15 protein-coding genes and 2 rRNA genes (1 of these 17 cut by a window edge) are annotated in these 17,569 nt (G+C 67.5%); 8 read left to right on the plus strand and 9 right to left on the minus strand.

From position 1 onward, the window contains the following. The 3 genes from M5E06_RS34550 to M5E06_RS34560 form a co-directional block, all read left to right on the plus strand. Positions 1-2,186: ribosomal RNA gene (locus tag M5E06_RS34550) — 23S ribosomal RNA — on the plus strand; it begins 559 nt to the left of the window's first position. A gap of 129 nt (positions 2,187-2,315) precedes the next feature. Then, a 5S ribosomal RNA gene (rrf, locus tag M5E06_RS34555) occupies positions 2,316-2,431 on the plus strand. A gap of 182 nt (positions 2,432-2,613) precedes the next feature. Next, positions 2,614-3,165: a hypothetical protein gene (locus tag M5E06_RS34560; protein ID WP_252142118.1), complete on the plus strand. Its 552-nt coding sequence runs from the start codon at positions 2,614-2,616 to the stop codon at positions 3,163-3,165. Positions 3,166-3,168: 3 nt separating this feature from the next. On the opposite strand, the gene M5E06_RS34565 is transcribed toward M5E06_RS34560, so the two are convergent. The 9 genes from M5E06_RS34565 to M5E06_RS34605 all read right to left on the minus strand — a co-directional run bounded on the left by M5E06_RS34565 (position 3,169) and on the right by M5E06_RS34605 (position 13,780). Continuing rightward, complete coding sequence (locus M5E06_RS34565) at positions 3,169-3,687, minus strand: flagellar protein FlgN (protein ID WP_252142119.1); 519 nt, start codon at positions 3,685-3,687, stop codon at positions 3,169-3,171. Continuing rightward, a complete protein-coding gene (locus M5E06_RS34570; protein WP_252142120.1) occupies positions 3,684-4,001 on the minus strand; it encodes a rod-binding protein in 318 nt (105 codons plus the stop codon). The genes M5E06_RS34565 and M5E06_RS34570 overlap by 4 nt, the downstream gene beginning before the upstream one ends. Positions 4,002-4,016: 15 nt before the next feature. After that, the gene (locus M5E06_RS34575; protein ID WP_252142121.1) at positions 4,017-5,201 is read right to left on the minus strand and encodes a flagellar basal body P-ring protein FlgI; all 1,185 of its coding nucleotides are present in this window, start codon (positions 5,199-5,201) and stop codon (positions 4,017-4,019) included. Between the two features lie 11 nt (positions 5,202-5,212). Beyond that, complete coding sequence (locus tag M5E06_RS34580) at positions 5,213-6,316, minus strand: flagellin N-terminal helical domain-containing protein (RefSeq protein ID WP_252142122.1); 1,104 nt, start codon at positions 6,314-6,316, stop codon at positions 5,213-5,215. A 4-nt stretch (positions 6,317-6,320) separates the two neighbouring features. Then, the gene (flgK, locus tag M5E06_RS34585; protein WP_252142123.1) at positions 6,321-7,718 is read right to left on the minus strand and encodes a flagellar hook-associated protein FlgK; all 1,398 of its coding nucleotides are present in this window, start codon (positions 7,716-7,718) and stop codon (positions 6,321-6,323) included. A 25-nt stretch (positions 7,719-7,743) separates the two neighbouring features. After that, positions 7,744-8,988 (minus strand): flagellar hook protein FlgE, encoded by a 1,245-nt coding sequence (locus M5E06_RS34590; RefSeq protein ID WP_252142124.1) that lies wholly within the window; start codon positions 8,986-8,988, stop codon positions 7,744-7,746. Positions 8,989-9,316: 328 nt separating this feature from the next. Beyond that, positions 9,317-10,327 (minus strand): flagellar motor protein MotB, encoded by a 1,011-nt coding sequence (locus M5E06_RS34595; protein WP_252142125.1) that lies wholly within the window; start codon positions 10,325-10,327, stop codon positions 9,317-9,319. A 6-nt stretch (positions 10,328-10,333) separates the two neighbouring features. After that, entirely contained in the window at positions 10,334-11,224 is an 891-nt protein-coding gene (motA, locus tag M5E06_RS34600; protein ID WP_252142126.1) for a flagellar motor stator protein MotA, read from the minus strand. 102 nt (positions 11,225-11,326) lie between these two features. Next, positions 11,327-13,780 (minus strand): hypothetical protein, encoded by a 2,454-nt coding sequence (locus M5E06_RS34605; protein ID WP_252142127.1) that lies wholly within the window; start codon positions 13,778-13,780, stop codon positions 11,327-11,329. A gap of 144 nt (positions 13,781-13,924) precedes the next feature. On the opposite strand from M5E06_RS34605, the gene flgF reads away from it, so the two are divergent. From flgF to M5E06_RS34630, 5 genes are read left to right on the plus strand one after another with little or no spacing between them, the layout of a single operon-like run. Continuing rightward, positions 13,925-14,656, plus strand: a complete 732-nt coding sequence (gene flgF, locus M5E06_RS34610) for a flagellar basal-body rod protein FlgF (protein WP_252142128.1) — start codon at positions 13,925-13,927, stop codon at positions 14,654-14,656. 23 nt (positions 14,657-14,679) lie between these two features. Continuing rightward, on the plus strand, positions 14,680-15,465 hold the full coding sequence (gene flgG, locus M5E06_RS34615; RefSeq protein WP_098735494.1) for a flagellar basal-body rod protein FlgG: 786 nt from the start codon (positions 14,680-14,682) through the stop codon (positions 15,463-15,465). Between the two features lie 53 nt (positions 15,466-15,518). Next, on the plus strand, positions 15,519-16,184 hold the full coding sequence (gene flgA / locus M5E06_RS34620) for a flagellar basal body P-ring formation chaperone FlgA (RefSeq protein ID WP_252142129.1): 666 nt from the start codon (positions 15,519-15,521) through the stop codon (positions 16,182-16,184). 26 nt (positions 16,185-16,210) lie between these two features. Then, entirely contained in the window at positions 16,211-16,942 is a 732-nt protein-coding gene (gene flgH, locus M5E06_RS34625; RefSeq protein WP_252142130.1) for a flagellar basal body L-ring protein FlgH, read from the plus strand. 45 nt (positions 16,943-16,987) lie between these two features. After that, positions 16,988-17,446 (plus strand): hypothetical protein, encoded by a 459-nt coding sequence (locus tag M5E06_RS34630; RefSeq protein ID WP_252142131.1) that lies wholly within the window; start codon positions 16,988-16,990, stop codon positions 17,444-17,446. Positions 17,447-17,569: the final 123 nt, after the last annotated feature.

The following is a 17,569-nucleotide window of genomic DNA, read 5'->3' on the forward strand; positions in this document are numbered from 1 at the left end:
GGGTCAGCGACTTAGAGTATGCAGCGAGCTTAAGCCGGTAGGTGGAGGCGCAGCGAAAGCGAGTCTGAATAGGGCGACCGAGTTGCATGCTTTAGACCCGAAACCTGATGATCTAGCCATGGGCAGGTTGAAGGTGCGGTAACACGCACTGGAGGACCGAACTCACGCCTGTTGAAAAAGTCGGAGATGACCTGTGGCTAGGGGTGAAAGGCCAATCAAATCAGGAAATAGCTGGTTCTCCGCGAAAGCTATTTAGGTAGCGCGTCGGATATCACCTGCGGGGGTAGAGCACTGGATGGGCTAGGGGGGCGCGAGCCTTACCAAACCTAACCAAACTCCGAATACCGCAGAGTGCAGTCCGGCAGACAGACGGTGGGTGCTAAGGTCCATCGTCGAGAGGGAAACAGCCCAGACCGCCAGCTAAGGTCCCCAAATCACGGCTAAGTGGGAAAGGATGTGGGAAGGCCATGACAACCAGGAGGTTGGCTTAGAAGCAGCCATCCTTTAAAGAAAGCGTAATAGCTCACTGGTCTAGTTAAGCCGGCCTGCGCCGAAAATGTATCGGGGCTCAAGCCGTGTACCGAAGCTGCGGATGTGATCTTCGATCACGTGGTAGCGGAGCGTTCCGTAAGCCTGCGAAGGGTGTCCGTGAGGCCGCCTGGAGGTATCGGAAGTGAGAATGCTGACATGAGTAGCGACAAACAGTGTGAGAAACACTGTCGCCGAAAGTCCAAGGGTTCCTGCGCAAGGTTAATCCACGCAGGGTGAGCCGGCCCCTAAGGCGAGGCCGAAAGGCGTAGTCGATGGGAACCACGTTAATATTCGTGGGCCTGGCGGAGGTGACGGATCGGAAAGCGTGTATGTCCTTATCGGATTGGACATGCTGTGGACCGGTTCCAGGAAATAGCCCCGCCGTATAGACCGTACCCCAAACCGACACAGGTGGACTGGTAGAGTATACCCAGGCGCTTGAGAGAATGGTGTTGAAGGAACTCGGCAAATTGCCCTCGTAACTTCGGAAGAAGAGGGCCCCGTTGTGGCGCAAGCCATGGCGGGGGGCACAGACCAGGGGGTAGCGACTGTTTACTAAAAACACAGGGCTCTGCGAAGCCACACAAGGCGACGTATAGGGTCTGACGCCTGCCCGGTGCCGGAAGGTTAAGAGGAGAGGTGCAAGCCTTGAATTGAAGCCCCGGTAAACGGCGGCCGTAACTATAACGGTCCTAAGGTAGCGAAATTCCTTGTCGGGTAAGTTCCGACCTGCACGAATGGCGTAACGACTTCCCCGCTGTCTCCAACACCAACTCAGCGAAATTGAACTCTCCGTGAAGATGCGGAGTTCCCGCGGTCAGACGGAAAGACCCCGTGCACCTTTACTACAGCTTTGCAGTGGTGCTAGGGACTTCATGTGTAGGATAGGTGGGAGGCTTGGAAGCATGGGCGCCAGCTCGTGTGGAGCCATCCTTGAAATACCACCCTTGAAGTCTCTGGCATCTAACCGTGGCCCGTTACCCGGGTCCGGGACCCTGCATGGCGGGTAGTTTGACTGGGGCGGTCGCCTCCCAAAGTGTAACGGAGGCGCGCGATGGTGGGCTCAGAGCGGTCGGAAATCGCTCGTCGAGTGCAATGGCATAAGCCCGCCTGACTGCAAGACTGACAAGTCGAGCAGAGACGAAAGTCGGCCATAGTGATCCGGTGGCTCCACGTGGACGGGCCATCGCTCAACGGATAAAAGGTACGCCGGGGATAACAGGCTGATGACTCCCAAGAGTCCATATCGACGGAGTCGTTTGGCACCTCGATGTCGGCTCATCACATCCTGGGGCTGGAGCAGGTCCCAAGGGTTCGGCTGTTCGCCGATTAAAGTGGTACGTGAGCTGGGTTTAGAACGTCGTGAGACAGTTCGGTCCCTATCTGCCGTGGGTGTCGGAGTTTTGCGAGGATCTGTCCCTAGTACGAGAGGACCGGGATGGACATACCTCTGGTGCACCGGTTGTCACGCCAGTGGCATGGCCGGGTAGCTAAGTATGGACGGGATAACCGCTGAAAGCATCTAAGCGGGAAACCCACCTCTAAACCAGAGCTCCCTTGAGAGCCGTGACAGACCATCACGTCGATAGGAGGCATGTGGACGGGCAGCAATGCTCGAAGCTAAGCCTTACTAATCGCTCGATCGGCTTGATCTCACCCCACACAACCGCGCCATGCGCAGCAGCAAGCCTGCTTGACGCAACACCGCCAGTTCGATACTCCTCCCTCACTTGCACTGAACAAGCACATGCTTCGGAGAAAGCGTCGGTCTTGAGCCTTGGTGACCTGGTGGTCATGGCGAGGTGTCAAACACCCGATCCCATCCCGAACTCGGCCGTGAAAAGCCTCCGCGCCAATGGTACTGCGTCTTAAGACGTGGGAGAGTAGGTCGCCGCCAGGTCACCAAGCCTCAAGAGACGCTCAATCCAAAGCATAAGCTTGCATCTTCATCACTTCAGAAACGCCCCGGTTCACACGAGCCGGGGCGTTTCGGCGTTTGGTGCGCGCAATTCTGCATCGCTTCACCGGCTATTAATTTGTTTTTGGTGAATTCGGTGAATTGGACCGCCGGACGGCGGCGGCGTGGGGACGGCAATGGGCGATCCGGACGATCTTTTCGACATCTACCGCAAGGACCACGCCGCGGCGGTTCTGTCCGGACCCGCGCTTGCGACCGCCCTGTCCGAAACCGTGCGGCGCAGCTTCACGCTGATCGAGGAACTGTGCGCCGACGTAACGCGCGCCCTTGCCCAGGCCCGCTACACGACCCGGCTGGCGCAGCCGGTGACGGACCGCTCCAGCTATGTGCGGATGGACCGGCAGTCGGAGAGTTTCCGCGACTATCTGAGGACCTGGAGCCAGCAGCGGGCCGAGAAGGGCAGCGGCGGCATGCATTGGGAAGCGCAGATCCTGGTCACCGATCATCGGCGGACGACGAAGGAGATCGGCATCGGCATCGCCTTCGAATGGCCCGGCACGGAAGGGGAGGGGAACCTCGCCTTCGTCGAATTCTGGCCGACCGGCGCCGGCATATCCCTGCCGTCCGATGCCCGCGGATTCCAGCGGGCGCTCGTCGCCTGCATCATCAAGCTGGAGCAGGCCGGCGAACTGGCCAGCGTCAAGGACCGCGGCTGATCCCTACAGAGTCGCGTTCAGTCCGGAGGCCGAGAGTTCCACCGGCCGCCGTGCCTGCCCGTCGTGGGCATAGGTGCCGTCGCTCGATGCCTTCTCCAGCGCGGTCAGCAGATTGCGGTTGATGGTCAGAACCGCCTTGCGCAGAGCGACGAGGCCGGACGCGTTGACGGTCACCGCCCGCTCCAGCCGGTCGATCCGCTCCAAGGTCATCGCCCGCAGATCGTCGGGCAGGCGAATGCCCTCGTCCCGCGCCCGCAGCACGGCTCCCTCCAGCTGCTCCGCCATCGCCGCCTTACGGTGGGCGAAGGCCTCCAGCCGGTCGAGCATGCCGGCGGCGATGCAGGCGGACTCCTCCTCCAGGACCGCCGACAGCGCTTCCACCGCATCGAGGAAGTCACGCACCAGCAAGGCGGTGGCACCGTCATAGCCGGGATCGGGCGCGGCCGGCCCCTCGGCCTGAACCTGCTCGGGCCGGCGCTCAGGGGCGAATTCGTGGATCAGGTCCTTGAGGGTGACACTCATGACCGCTGCTGCTCCGCTTGCGCTGCATAGAGGCGGGCGATCTCGTCATGCGTCATCTTGCCGATGCCGAGCGTGCCCGACTCGGCGATCGCCTTGCCATATTCCTGCAGCATCATGCTGCGCCACGGCTTTTCCGCCGGGCCGCCGCCGCCGAACAGCGGGCTTTCGCGCATGCCCGCGAACATGCTTTCCATCAGCTGTCCGACCAGCATCGCCTCGAACTCCTTGGCCACCTTATCGGCGGCGGCCGGGTTGGGGACGGTTGGCGTCGAGGCTGCGGCTGTGCTGCGCGATGTCGCTGCGGCGGTGTCCATTCTGGTCTCCGGGGGTCAGATGATTTCCAGATCGGCGTGCAGGGCGCCGGCGGCCTTGATGGCCTGGAGGATCGCCACCATGTCGCGCGGCCCCACCCCCAGCGCGTTCAGCCCGTTGACCAGCTGCTGCAGGCTGACATTGCCGCCGACGGTCACGAATTGGCGGCCGTTGCCTTCCTGAACCTGCACGTCGGTGCGCGGCACCACGACGGTGGAGCCGTTGCTGAAGGGCTGCGGCTGCGATACCTGCGGCGTCTCGACGACGCGGACGGTCAGGTTGCCCTGAGTGATGGCGACGCGGCTGACCCGCACATCGTCACCGATGACGATGGTGCCGCTGCGCTCGTCCACCACCACGCGGGCGATGGCGTCGGGGCGGACCGGCAGCTGTTCGATCTCGCCGATCAGGCGGGAGACGTTGCCGACATAGGAACCGGTGATCCGTACATCCACCGTGGTCAGATCGACCACCCGCGCATTCCCGGCGCCGAGCCGGCCGTTCACCGCGTCGGCGATGCGGATCGCCGTGGTGAAGTCGGGGTTGCGCAAGGCCATCCGCACCTGTCCGACATCGTTCAGCGCGAATTTCAGTTCGCGTTCCACCGTGGCGCCGTTGGCGATGCGGGCGGTGGTCGGCACGCCCTTGGTCACCGTCGCCGCCGCGCCGCCGGCGGTGAAGCCGCTGACCGACAGCGGCCCCTGCGCCACTGCATAGGCCTCGCCATCCGCACCCAGCAGCGGCGTCACCACCAGCGTGCCGCCCAGCAGGCTGGTGGCGTCGCCCAGCGCCGACACCGTTACGTCGACCGTGGTGCCCTGGCGCGGGAAGGGCGGCAGGCTGGCGGTCACCATCACCGCCGCGGCGTTGCGGGTGCGCAGGGTCTCGCCGCGGGTGTTGATGCCCAACCGCTCCATCATCCCCTTCAGGCTCTGTTCGGTGAAGGGGGTGTTGATGAGCCGGTCGCCGGTGCCGTTCAGCCCGACCACCAGTCCATAGCCGACCAGCTGGTTGCGGCGGACCCCGTCGAAGGTGACCAGATCCTTCACCCGCGTCTGCGCCACCGCCGGGGCGGGAGCCGCCGACAGCATGCCGAGCGCCAGCAGCACCCCACCGGCCAGCGCCACGGCACGGCTGAAAACAGCACGGCGGAAAGCGGGCCGGAGCCGGCGCGGAACGGGGAGCTGGATGCCGGGGCTCATGGTGATGCGGCCTAGAGGTAGTTGGTCAGGTGCAGCTTGGCGATGCGCGCGGTGGCGCTGGAGGTGGCGTCGATCTGCGCCTCCAGCTGGGTGATCCGCGTGCTGGCCTCATAGGGATCGACGCCTTCCAGATTGTCGATCTGCAGGCTGAGGATCGCCTTCTGCGTCTTGTGCTGCTCGGCCAGGGTGGCGACCTGGGCGCGCTGGATGCCGAGCTGCGCCGTCGCCTCCCGCAGCTTGCCGAGGCCGCCGGACAGCTTGTCCACCGCCGTTTTGATGTAGTCGGGATAGGCGTCGACATCCATTCTGGAGGTGTCGACCGCCGCCAGCATGTAGATGCCTTCCAGCATCTCCCGCACCATCGGGTCGTTGGCCTGCACGCCATAGGGAATGCTGGTCGACTCCGCCGGCTGGCCGCTGACGCGCGGCGACGCGGCACCGCCCGGCTGCTGCGCCGTGGTGCCGGTGTAGAGGCCGCCCTCGAAGGTGTCGGTCAGCGGGGCGGGGGCCGGCGTCGCCGGGTCGCGCACGGCGAACAGGTCGTCGAGCCGGGCGATGACCGCCGCGGTCTCCGCCGCCGTCTTCGGCATCTCGGTACCGCCGGTGGCGGACTGGATGGCGTCCTGGATGATCTGCATCGGCGAACGCAGGCCCGACTTGTCGCCGTCGACGTTGCGCATCGGCGGCTGGTCCAGCGCCGTGCCGGCGAACAGATAGCTGTTGCCGGACGAGGCGTTCAGCAGCCCGACCACCTGATCCAGCACGCCGCGCGCGCGGATCTGCAGCGAGGTTCCGGTCGGCGACTGCTGCCCCAGCCCGGTGGAGGCGGCGGCCAGCAGGTCGGTGCCCGACGCGATGATGCTGGTCATCGCGCTGTCCATCGTCTTCATCCGGCCGTCGAGCAGGTCGGTGGTCTTCACATACTCGTCGGTGCGATCGAACAGGTTGCGCAGCGCGATGTCGCGGCCGGTGCTGGCGCCGATGGTCGCGGCGACGTCGGCATGAAGGCCGGTCGACACCTCCTCGTTCGCGCGGGTCAGCTCCATCTGCTGCCGGGTCATGGTGCTTTGCAGCTTCCGGCTCATCCCCAGCGTGGACAGGGCGTTGTACAGCATCGGCTTACCCCTTGATCTGCAACAGGATATCGATCATGCGGCCGGCGACCTGCACCACCTGGGCGCTGGCGCCATAGCTCTGCTCGATCAGCAGCAGCTTCTGCATCTCGTCGTCGATGTTGACGCCGTCGCGGTTGATGCGGGCGGTCTCCAGCGTGTCGGCGCTGATCTTGCGCGCGTTCATCTCCGACTCCGCGCCGGTGCGATAGCCCTGCTGCGCCGACACCATCGCGGTGGCGTAGCTGCCGAGCGTCGCCGAGGCCGGCATGTCGGTGGCGGCGAAGCTGCGGGTGTCGGTGAAAACCGTCAGGAACTTGTCGATCTGCGTCTGGTCGCCGGGCTGGAGCGGGGCCGCCGCCTGCACGCCGCTCTGCATCCGCCAGCTTTCCGTCCACACCACGTCGTTGACGGCGATGCGCGAGGCCAGACCGGCGGTGGCGCCATAGGCCGCGCCGGCATCGGTGAACAGGCCGGGCTGGGTCGGGTCGGCCTCCGCCCCCTGGAAGGCCTGGACGATGCCGGCGGCCAACTCGTCCAGCTGCGCCATCGCGCGGGGCATGTCCTGCTTGATGGTCTGGACATAGCCCATGATGCGGCCGCTCTGGATTTCGCTGTCCGGCTTGGCCGACAGGGCGACGCCATTCGCCATCACCTCGTCCCCCAGCAGCGTCAGCGGCTGTTCGCCGGGCGCCAGCGGGTGGTCGAGCAGGGTCTGGCCGTTGCGGGTCATCACCACCGTCTGGCCGTCCTCACGACTGTAGGTGCGGATGCCGATCTCCTGCGAGACCTGATCGAGCAGGCGGTCGCGCTCGTCGCGCAGGTCTCCGGCATCGCCGCCGCGCGTCTCCAGCGTCGCGATCCTGCCGTTCAGGTCGCTGATGCGCTGCAGCGAAGTGTTAACCGCATCGACGGAGGTCTGAAGCCGGCCGCGGGCATCGTCCTGCACGGTCTGCACCGCCTCGGCGGCCCGGTTCAGCCCGCCCGCCAGCGCCGTCGCCTGCGACACCACGGCGTTGCGGGCCGCATCGTCGTTCGGCATGTCGTGCAGCCGGGAGAAGGCCTGCTGCAGCTTCGACAGCTGGGTCGAGACCGACTTCTCGTCCTGCGGCTGCCCCAGCACCAGCGCATAGTCGGCCAGCGCCGAAGCACGCGCCTCCTGTCCGCTGTAGCGGCTGGTCTCGAACCGCGCGTCGCGGATCAGCAGTTCGTCCACCTTGCGGGCGACGGCGTCCACCCGCACCCCGGCGCCGCGGCCGGCGGTGGTGACCGCCGACAGGTCGAGGTCGCGGCGCACATAGCCGGCGGTGGTGGCGTTGGCGAGGTTGTGGGACACCATCGCCGCCTGCTGCTGCGTCGTGCGCAGGCCGGACAGGGCGGAGGTGAGGGCGAGTTGGACGCTCATGGCCGGGGCTCCGTCTGTGCTGGGCTCAACGCTTCAGGCGGGTGGTCTCTTCGACCAGCTCGTCGGTGGTGCGCACCAGGGTGGCGTTCGACGAATAGGCGCGCTGCGTCTCGATCAGCGAGACCAGCTCGGTCGCGATGTCGACGTTCGACTGCTCCAGCGCGCTGCCGACGACGGTGCCGGCGCTGCCCTGCTTGCCGGCACCCAGCGTCAGGGTTCCGGTCTCCGCCCCCAGCGTGTAGGTGTTGCCGTCCTGGGCGACCAGACCGTCGGGGTTGGTGACGGTGGCGATCGGGATCTGGTACAGCGCCTGCCGGGCGCCGTTGTCGTACATCACCCACAGCTTGCCGCCATCGTCGATGTCGACCGAGGTGACCTGCCCGACCTTGGCGCCGTCGCCGGTGACGGTCGGCACGTAATCGCCGTTCAACTGCGTAAGGTTGCCGAGCGACATGGTGAAGCTGTCGGCCGCCGGCGTGGCCGGCGAGGTGACGGTGATGCCCGGCATCGGGTCGAGCGGCAGGCCGGCACCGTCCACCGGCTTTCCGGCATAGGGGCCGGTCGCGGCGAAGGTCAGCGTCACCGGTGCGCCGCCGACGGTGTAGCCGGCCGGGCCTGTGGCGGTCAGCGTCCACTGGTTGGGGGCGGCGGCCTTGGTCCAGGTCAGCGACAGGTCCAGCGGATTGCCCAGCCCGTCATAGAAGGTCGGGCTGCTGGTGAAGCTGTCGCCGGCGGCGGCCTGGGCCGGCAGGTTGCCGGAGAAATCCATCGTCGTCGTCTTGGCTCCGCCATAGACGAGGTTGCCGATGTTGACCGACTGCAGATCGTCGAAGCGGGACTTGCTGACGTTCGGCATGGTGCCGTCCGGGTTCAGCTTCCAGGCTTCCAAATACTGACCGGCGTTGTTGCGCAGAAAGCCGGTGTCGTCGGGCAGGAAGCTGCCGGCGCGGGTCAGCGAATATTCCGGCGTGCCCGACGCCTTGTTGCCGACGACGAAGAAGCCGTTGCCGCTGATCGCCATGTCGGTGGCGGAGCCGGTGCCCATGATCGTGCCATCCTGCTGCACCTGATAATGGGTGGCGGACTGCACGCCGCTGGCGGTGTAGGTGCTGCGGCTTCCGGGCGCGGTGACCAGGGTCGAGAAATCCACGGTGGCCCGCTTGTAGCCGACCGTCTGGGAATTGCTGATGTTGTCCGAAATGGCGGCAAGGCGCGAGCTTTGCGCGGACATGCCGCTGACACCGGACCGCATGGCGCTGTACAGGCTCATCCTTGGAATCCTCTGGTCAACCGTCGAACGGATGGGGGTTGTGCGTCCCGGGATTCTCCGCGGATGACTGGCGGAGTTAACGTTAGCGAAGGGGTTTTAAAGGGGCTTTAAAGGAAAAGGCGGGGAGTTTTGTTAAAATGTATTGGGGATTTATTTGAAGGGTGTCGGCTGATGATGCCCCCTCCCTAACCCTCCCCCGCTTCGCGGGAGAGGGGACTGCCGCTGCTCTCCCGCAAAGCTCCTGCCCCCTCTCCCGCGATCGGACCGGCCTTCGGCCGGCCGAGGGCGGGGGAGGGATGGGGAGGGGGCACCCACTGCGACACTCCCCCTACCGCCGCAGCAACGTGATGCTGATCCGCCGGTTGCTGGGATCGAGCGGATCGCTCGCCCCGAAATGATCCAGATCCGCGCGCCCCTCCACCCGGACGATGCGCCCGCCCGGAATCCCGCTGGCGATCAGTTCGCGCCGTGCCGCGTTGGCGCGGTCGCTCGACAGTTCCCAGTTGCCGTACTTGGCATCCGGCGCATAGCCGAGCGCATCGGTGTGCCCGGTGATGCCGATCGGGTTCGGCACCGACGTCAGCGCCGACGCCACCATCCGCATCAGCCGCCGTCCCGGCTCGTTCATCTGCGCCGAGCCGACCTTGAACATCGAGAAGCGGGCCTGATCGGTCAGCTGCACGCGCAAGCCCTCCGGCACCTGCTGGATCACCAGACTGCCTTGCAGGCCGTTCAGGTCCGGAGAGGCGGCGATGCGCTGGCGCAGATCGCGTTCCAGCGACTCCAGCGCCACCCGTTCCGTCAGTTCGGAGGACTGGCGGTCGAGCAGCGCCTCCAGCTCTGCGCGGGTGGCGCTGACGCCGGGCGCCGGCTGTTGAGCGGCAGGCGTCGCGGGCGCGCTCTCCGTCGCATTGCGCAGCAGGTCCACCGGCGGAACGGTGCCGCCGGGCGGGTGGGGCATCGGGTCCTTGCGGCCGGCCGGCTGGCGGTCGCTGTCGCCGACCGAGGCGACGACGGGCGGCGAGGCCACCGGGCTCGCCTGATCGCCGGCGGCATTCGGGGTGGTCAGCGAACCGCTCTTGTCGACCGAACGGCCGGCCAGCATGCCGTCGGCACCGGAGTTGCTCTGCGACACTGCCACCGGATTGAAGTAGTCGGCGATGCCCTTGCGCTGTTCCGTGGTGGTGATGTTCATCAGCCACATCACCAGGAAGAAGGTCATCATCGCCGTCACGAAGTCGGCATAGGCCAGCTTCCAGCTGCCGTTGTGCTCTTCCTCGTCATGGCTGGCGAGGTGGCGCTTGACGATGATCGGGGGGAGGGCGGTCTTGCGCGGCATGGCCGGTCACGCCGCCTGACGGCCGTCGCGGGTCTTGGCCTGCGACGATGACAGCGTGGTGGCGACCTCCACCTCCGCCAGACTGGGCTGGATGTCGGTGTACAGCACCTTGCGGGCGTATTCGGCGCAGACCTGCGGCGGGCTGCCGCGCAGGTAGGCGCACAGTGCCGCCTTGATGCAGAAATACATGTTCAGCTCCGACTCGCGGCGCTGGCGGGCGGCGCTGGCGATCGGGCCGACCATGCCGTAGGACAGCAGCACGCCCAGGAAAGTGCCGGTCAGCGCCCCGCCGATCATGTGGCCCAGCACCTCCGGCGCCTCGCTGATGGCGCCCATGGCGTTGATGACGCCCAGCACCGCGGCGACGATGCCCAGCGCCGGCAGCGCGTCGGCCAGGTTCTGCAAGGCCTTCGGCACCTGGTTCAGCTCGCGGCCGAGCGTGTCCAGCTCTTCCGCCATCAGCGATTCCAGGTCGTGCGGGTTGTCCTGCCCCAGCGCGATCAGGCGCAGATAGTCGCACAGGAAGGTGATGCAGCGGTCATAGCGCAGGACGTTGGGAAACTGGGTGAACAGCGGGCTTTCGGCCGGCTTGTCGATGTCCGCCTCGATCTGCGACATGCCCTTGGACTTCGCGACGCGCAGCAGGCCATAGACCAGCGCGATCATGTCCAGATAGTCGTTCTTCGGGGTGGTCCGTCCACGGGCGATGGCGCCGACGGCGCGCAGCGTGTCGCGCAGGACCGACGGGCTGTTGGCGATGGCGAAGCCGCCGATGCCAGCGCCGATGATGATGACGATCTCCACCGGCTGCCACAGCACGGCCATCCGCCCGCCCATCGCATAGAACCCGCCGAGCACGCTGGCAAACACCGCGATCAACCCGAACATCAAGCGCATGTCTTCTTCTCCGGATGTGCAAAAGCCATCGCGATTGGGGCAACAGTCCGCCGACGCTACAGCCCGCCGTTTAAAGCGGCTTTACGGATCAGGGCCCAAAGGTCAGTGAGTCGACCGCCACGCCCGCGCCAGCCGGTCGAGCGCGCCGGCAGCGGCAAGGTCGCGCTCCACCGACTCCGCGCGCAGCGGCCCGTCGGCCGGCGGCGGGGCGAAGGCGTCCAGCAGCCCGGCCCAGCGGGTGCCGGCCAGCCGCGCGCGGTCCGCCTCCCCGAAACCGCGTGTCGCATCGCGGTCGCCGGCCAGATAGGCCGCCAGCCCCTGCAGCGCCAGGTCGTCCGCCGTCGGCTCCGCTCCCGTCGCTTCCCGTTCGGCGGCCAGTTCCGCGAAGGCGGTCCGCGCTGCCCGCCATTCCCCGGCGGCGAACAGCCCCTGTGCCCGCAGCCGCGCCGCCTCTGCCCCGCCCAACCCCCGCAGCGCGTCGAGCGCCCGCACCGTATCGCCGTCGCCGAGCAGTGCGTCGGCCCGCAGCAGCGCCCGGCGTTCGGCCAATTCCGGCTCCAGTCCGGCACCGCCGGTGCGGGCCAGCACGTCCAGCGCCTCCCCCTCGCGCCCGCCGTCGATCAGGGCGCGGGCCAGCGTGGCGCCAAGCTCCGCCCGGCGCGGACCGGTCGCCCGTTCGGTCAAGGCATGCAGGATGCGGGTCGCCTCCACCCCATAGCCGTCGCGCAGCAGCAGGCCGGCGAGGCGCCGCCGCAACCCGCCGTCGGAAGTGTCGGCCAGCGTCACCAGCCGCCCGTGCCGCGCCTGGAGCGCCAGCGCATAGAGCCCGCCCGGCGGCGATTGCTCCAGCCGGTCGAGCACGGCGGTCAGCAGGCTGCGCCCGGCCGTCAGCGCGTCGCGCCCGCGTGCGGTGGCGCCGAAGCGCCGTCCCAGCAGGCCAAAGATGTCCAGCGCCGCGTCGGTCTGCCCGCTGCGGGCATAGGCGCCCCCGAGTGCCGCCAGCGCACCCGTCTCGACGTCATCGCCGCGCCAGGCGAAGCGCAACGCTTCCAGCGCCTTGATGGCGCCGTCCTCGTCCAGCCGGCCCAGGCCACGGCGCAGTTCGATGGCGCGCACCTCCGCCCGGCGGGCGAAGGGACCGCGGCGCAAGGCTGCCGCGGCGTCATAGCGCTCCAGCGCGGCGTCGGGGGTCGCCTTCAGCTCCGCCAGCCGGCCGCGGAAATAGTCGAGCCGGCCGTCGGCCATGCCCACCGAGTCGACGGTGATCATCTCCAGCACGATCAGGTTCAAGGCCGCACTGTCCCCCGCCTCGTCCGCCGCGGCGGCGAGCGTGGTCAGCAACCGGCTGCGCAGGTCGGCCGGATAGTCCAGCAGCCGGCGCAACGCGATCGGCAACCCCTCCTTCGCCGCCGCCCAACGGGTCGGCGCCAGGGCCGCGCTGCGCCAGACATTGTGGTCGGGCATGGCGCCGGCCGGCAGCTGGACGAACAGGTTGTCGTCGGGTGCATCCTCGCGGTCGAGCGCGCGGAAGGCGTCGCCCAGGATGCGCAGGGCATAGCGCTGGTCGGGCGCCGGCGACAGGCTGCCCGCCGTTTCCAGCGCCGCGCGCCCCTCCTCGTCCATGGCGCGGGCGAGCAGGAAGCGGACCAGCGCGATCTGCGCCTCGACCCGCGCACGGCCCTGCGCTTTTTCAAGCGCGCTTTGCAGCACCTCGCGCTTGCGGTTGAAGTCGTCCCCGGCCCAGCCGGCGAGATCCATCGCGGCGATGGGCGGCGGGGCAGGCGGCTTGGGCGGTTCGGCGGCCTGCGGCGCGGGTTTCGGTGTGCGTTCCAGCTGCCGCAAGGTCTGCTGAATGCTGTCGCGCACCTCGCCTTCCAGGCTGGCGACGACGGGGAGGGGCGCATTCTCCCTCTCCCCCCCGGGGAGAGGGTTGGGGTGAGGGGGATGCATTGCGTGGCTATCCCGAGAATCCTCGCCGCGGTCCCCCCTCACCCTAACCCTCTCCCCGGGGGGGAGAGGGGACTCTGCCGGGAGAGGGAGAGTCATCGCCGCGGCGTTCGCCGTGCCGATCGGGTTCAGCGCTTCGACCATCTCAGCAACACCGACAGACGGTGAAGCCTCCGGCGCCGCAGCCGCAACGACCACCTCCGTCGGCACCTCCACCGCCCCCGGCTTAACCCCCGGAACCGGCGGCCCACCGACATCGACGATCAGGTTCTGGCGCTCCATGACGCTCGCCACCCGCGCCCCGCAGGGCACCGTCGCGGTCAGGCTGCGTCCTCCATCAGCCGTCACGAAGTCCGACAGCCGGCGGGAGAAGCTGTCGCGCAGACTCGCCAGCGGCCAGCGCACCGGATCGGGCACGCTGATGCGCAGCACGCAGCCGTCGACGACCGCCACCGGCGCCACTCCCTTCGGCACCGACAGGACCAGCCGCGAATAGTCGCCATGGTCGCCCAGCTGCGCGCGGACGGTCGCGGCCTGCGCCGTCCCCGACAGCAGCGCGAGAACCAGCGTCGAACCAAGCGTCAGTGCGGTATCCGGGCGCCGTTTCATCACAGTCGTCTCGCATTTTATCGAAATGATCGCCAAACCTGCTCCAAGTCCGGAAAGGCATCGGCCGGAACGGCTCAGGTTGAAACCCGGCTTTAAACTGCCTCGTCCAGATTAAGGCGGAGTTCAAAACCGGAGTGTTCGGCGATGGAGAACCAGCTTTACATCGGACTGTCGCGCCAGATGGCGCTGCGGCGGCAGCTGGACGTCGTGGCGAACAACGTCGCCAACATGAATACGGTCGGTTTCCGTGGCGAGCGCACCCTGTTCGAAGCGGCGATGGAGGCCGGCGGGCGCAAGCCGACCGACCGCATCGCCTTCACCATCGACCGCTCCACCTACACCGACCTGCGCGCCGGCGCCTTCACCGAGACCGGCAACCCCTATGACGTGGCGCTGGACGGCGACGGCTTCCTGTCGGTGCAGACGCCGGACGGCGTGCGCTACAGCCGCGACGGCCGGCTGCGCCGCGACGCCGACGGCACGCTGGTCGGCCCCAACGGCTACCCGGTGCTGGACGACGGCCGCCGGCCCATCGCCATCCCGTCGGACAGCAGCACCGTCAGCATCGGCTCCGACGGGCTGCTGTCGGCCGACGGCAACGTGATCGCCCGCATCGCCGTCTCGCGCTTCGACAACCCGCAGGCGCTGAAGCAGACCGGCGACCTGCTGTTCGAACCGGCCGACGGCGTGGAGGCGCGCCCCGCCCCCGACACCCGGCTGGTGGAAGGCAAGGTCGAGCGTTCCAACGTGCAGGGCATCGTCGAGATCGGCCGGATGATGGACCTGACCCGCGATTATCAGGCGGTGACCAAGATGGTGGACGACGGGCAGGACCTGCTGCGCTCGGCCATCAACCGCCTCGGCAAATCCTCTTAAAGTTCCGAAGGGAGAGTCAGTCCATGCGCGTGCTCAGCATCGCGTCCACCGGCATGATGGCCCAGCAGATGAACGTCGAGGTCATCTCCAACAACATTGCCAACATCAACACCACGGCCTTCAAGCGCTCGCGCGCCGAATTCCAGGACCTGATGTATCAGGCCGAGCGTCGGCAGGGCAGCCAGTCGACCGATTCGGGCACCATCGTGCCGACCGGCGTCGAGGTCGGCTTGGGCGTGCGGCCGACCTCGGTCAACCGCATCAACACCACCGGCAACCTGACCTCCACCGGCAACGAGCTGGATCTGGCGATCGAGGGGCGCGGCTATTTCAACGTGACCCAGCCCGGCGGCGAGACCGTCTACACCCGCGCCGGCAGCTTCAAGCTGTCGCCGGAAGGCACTATCGTCACCGCCGACGGCTTCACCGTCGCCCCCGGCATCACCGTGCCGCAGGGCACGCGCGAGGTGGTCATCAACCGCTCCGGCGAGGTGCTGGCCTATGTCGACGGCAAGGCCCAGCCGGTCAACCAGGGCCAGCTGGCGATGACGGTGTTCGTCAACGACAGCGGGCTGGAGGCGCTGGGCGACAACCTCTTCCGCGCCACCCCGGCGTCGGGCGAACCGCAGGAGGGGCTGGCAGGGCAGGCCGGTTTCGGCACCATCCGCCAGAAGTATCTGGAATCCTCCAACGTCAATGTCGTGCAGGAAATCACCGAGCTGATCTCCGCCCAGCGCGCCTACGAGATGAACGCCAAGGTGATCGAGGCCGGCGACCAGATGGCCTCCACCATGACCAACATGCGGTGACGATTGTGCCGCGAACCCTCCGCCAATCACTGTCGGGCCTCTTGCTCGGGACCATGCTGGCGCTTCCCCTCCCGGCCGCCGCCGGTCCCGCCCCCAATCCCGTCGAGACGCGGCTGGCGGAGGAACTGCTGGCCTCCCTCGGTCCCTCGGTGCCGCCGGACGCGCAGGTGGCGCTGACGCTGGGCCGCCCGTTCGATGGGCCGGTGGATGCCGTGCGCGACATCGGCCTCGACCCCCGCACCGGCATCTTCCAGGCCCGCATCCTCAGCGGCGGCCATGTCGTGGAGTTGAGCGGGCGGGCCGACGTCGAGGTAACGATGCCGGTGCCGGTCCGCCGCATCCGGCCGGGCGAGATCATCGAGGCGTCCGACCTGACCACCATCCGCCTGTCGCTCGACCGTGCCGGGGCCGGCTTCATCGCCTCGGCCGATTCGCTGATCGGCCAGTCGCCGCGCCGCCAGCTCTCCACCGGGCGCATGGTCCAAGTGGGATCGGTCGGCGCCCCCATCGTCGTCCAGCGCAACCGGCCGGTGACGCTTGTTTACGAGGATGGCGCGCTGCTGCTGGCCGCCCGTGGGCGCGCGTTGCAGGAGGGCGGCGTCGGCGACACCGTCCGCGTCATGAACATCGCCAGCAGCACCGTCGTCACCGGCACCGTCACCGGGGCCGAGACCGTTTCGGTGAGCGGCCCGCGCGTCCCGCAAGCAGCAAAGCCCTGAGATATCCGATGAAGGGAGCTTCCCAGATGCGCACCGCGCTCGTCCCCATCCTGCTGCTTTCGCTTGCGACGGGCGGCTGCGCGCGGCTGGCCGACATCGGCAGCGCTCCCACCCTGTCGGAGATCTCCAACCCGGCGCTGCAGCCGGAAGCCCGCGTGATCTCGCTGCCGATGCCGCGACCCTCGACGGCCGAGCAGATCCCAAGCTCGCTGTGGCGCACCGGATCGCGCGACTTCTTCCGCGATCCCCGCGCCAAGGCGGTCGGTGACCTGCTGACCGTGGTCATCGACATCTCCGACCAGGCGCAGCTGCGCAACAGCACCCAGCGCGGGCGCACCAACAACGAGAAGGCCGGCATGCCCAACTTCTTCGGGCTGGAAAGCCGCCTTCCCGCCATCCTGCCCGATGCCGTCGATCCGTCCAGTCTGGTCGATCTCGACAGCTCCAGCACGTCGAGCGGCAACGGCACCATCCAGCGCAACGAACGCATCGCCATGCGCGTCGCCGCCGTGGTGACCCAGGTGCTGCCGAACGGCAACTTCGTCATCGCCGGCCGGCAGGAGGTGCGGGTGAACTACGAACTGCGCGAGATGCGCATCGCCGGCGTGATCCGTCCCGAGGACATCAGCAACGCCAACACCATCGAATACGACAAGATCGCCGAGGCGCGCATCACCTATGGCGGCCGCGGCCAGATCACCGACGTGCAGCAGCCGCGCTACGGCCAGCAGGTGCTGGACGTGATTCTACCCTTCTGATGATCTGGCCCTTCTGATGATCCGGCCTGTTCGGGAACCCGCGCCATGAAAGCCGTCCTGCTGTTCGCCATGGCCGCGATGCTCGCCTTCGCCGGCGGCTACGGCTTCGGCCGCATCAAGGCCCCGCAAGACTCCGCCCCCGCCGCTCCCGCCGAGCCGGTCGTCGGCGGCCCCTATTACGTCGAGGCCGGCCAACTGGTCGTGCCGATGCTGGAGCGCGGGCGGACCATCGCCTTCATCTTGACCCAGGTCACGCTGGAGGCGTCCAGCGCCGACGACGCACTTCTGGTTCGCCGCCGCCTGCCGCATGCCCGCAGTGCTATGCTGGAGTCCCTGTTCGACCTCGCCGGCCACGGTCGCTTCAACGGCCCGGCGGTCGATCCGCAAGGCGTCGCCACCGCGCTCCTGGCTGGTGCCAACGGCTCCTTTGGCCGGGAAAGCGCCCAACCGATCCGCTCAGTCCTGATCGACCGCCTGCTGCGCCAGGACAACACGCGGCTGTGAGCAAAGAAGCCCCTCTCCCAACCCCGGCAGAGTCCCCTCTCCCCCCGGGGAGAGGGTTAGGGTGAGGGGGTTGCGTGGCGAGGATCGTCAAGCATCGCGCACTCCCCGATTCCCACCGAATCC

This window comes from Azospirillum sp. A1-3 (assembly GCF_023806445.1).
Lineage (GTDB): Bacteria > Pseudomonadota > Alphaproteobacteria > Azospirillales > Azospirillaceae > Azospirillum.

What these genes read in the sequence shown, in the direction of transcription:
- M5E06_RS34565 (WP_252142119.1), bottom strand. Translation starts at nt 3,687, where the DNA reads ATGAGTGTCACCCTCAAGGACCTGATCCACGAATTCGCCCCTGAGCGC.
- M5E06_RS34570 (WP_252142120.1), bottom strand. Translation starts at nt 4,001, where the DNA reads ATGGACACCGCCGCAGCGACATCGCGCAGCACAGCCGCAGCCTCGACG.
- M5E06_RS34575 (WP_252142121.1), bottom strand. Translation starts at nt 5,201, where the DNA reads ATGAGCCCCGGCATCCAGCTCCCCGTTCCGCGCCGGCTCCGGCCCGCT.
- M5E06_RS34580 (WP_252142122.1), bottom strand. Translation starts at nt 6,316, where the DNA reads ATGCTGTACAACGCCCTGTCCACGCTGGGGATGAGCCGGAAGCTGCAA.
- flgK (WP_252142123.1), bottom strand. Translation starts at nt 7,718, where the DNA reads ATGAGCGTCCAACTCGCCCTCACCTCCGCCCTGTCCGGCCTGCGCACG.
- M5E06_RS34590 (WP_252142124.1), bottom strand. Translation starts at nt 8,988, where the DNA reads ATGAGCCTGTACAGCGCCATGCGGTCCGGTGTCAGCGGCATGTCCGCG.
- M5E06_RS34595 (WP_252142125.1), bottom strand. Translation starts at nt 10,327, where the DNA reads ATGCCGCGCAAGACCGCCCTCCCCCCGATCATCGTCAAGCGCCACCTC.
- motA (WP_252142126.1), bottom strand. Translation starts at nt 11,224, where the DNA reads ATGCGCTTGATGTTCGGGTTGATCGCGGTGTTTGCCAGCGTGCTCGGC.
- M5E06_RS34605 (WP_252142127.1), bottom strand. Translation starts at nt 13,780, where the DNA reads ATGAAACGGCGCCCGGATACCGCACTGACGCTTGGTTCGACGCTGGTT.
- flgF (WP_252142128.1), top strand. Translation starts at nt 13,925, where the DNA reads ATGGAGAACCAGCTTTACATCGGACTGTCGCGCCAGATGGCGCTGCGG.
- flgG (WP_098735494.1), top strand. Translation starts at nt 14,680, where the DNA reads ATGCGCGTGCTCAGCATCGCGTCCACCGGCATGATGGCCCAGCAGATG.
- flgA (WP_252142129.1), top strand. Translation starts at nt 15,519, where the DNA reads ATGCTGGCGCTTCCCCTCCCGGCCGCCGCCGGTCCCGCCCCCAATCCC.
- flgH (WP_252142130.1), top strand. Translation starts at nt 16,211, where the DNA reads ATGCGCACCGCGCTCGTCCCCATCCTGCTGCTTTCGCTTGCGACGGGC.
- M5E06_RS34630 (WP_252142131.1), top strand. Translation starts at nt 16,988, where the DNA reads ATGAAAGCCGTCCTGCTGTTCGCCATGGCCGCGATGCTCGCCTTCGCC.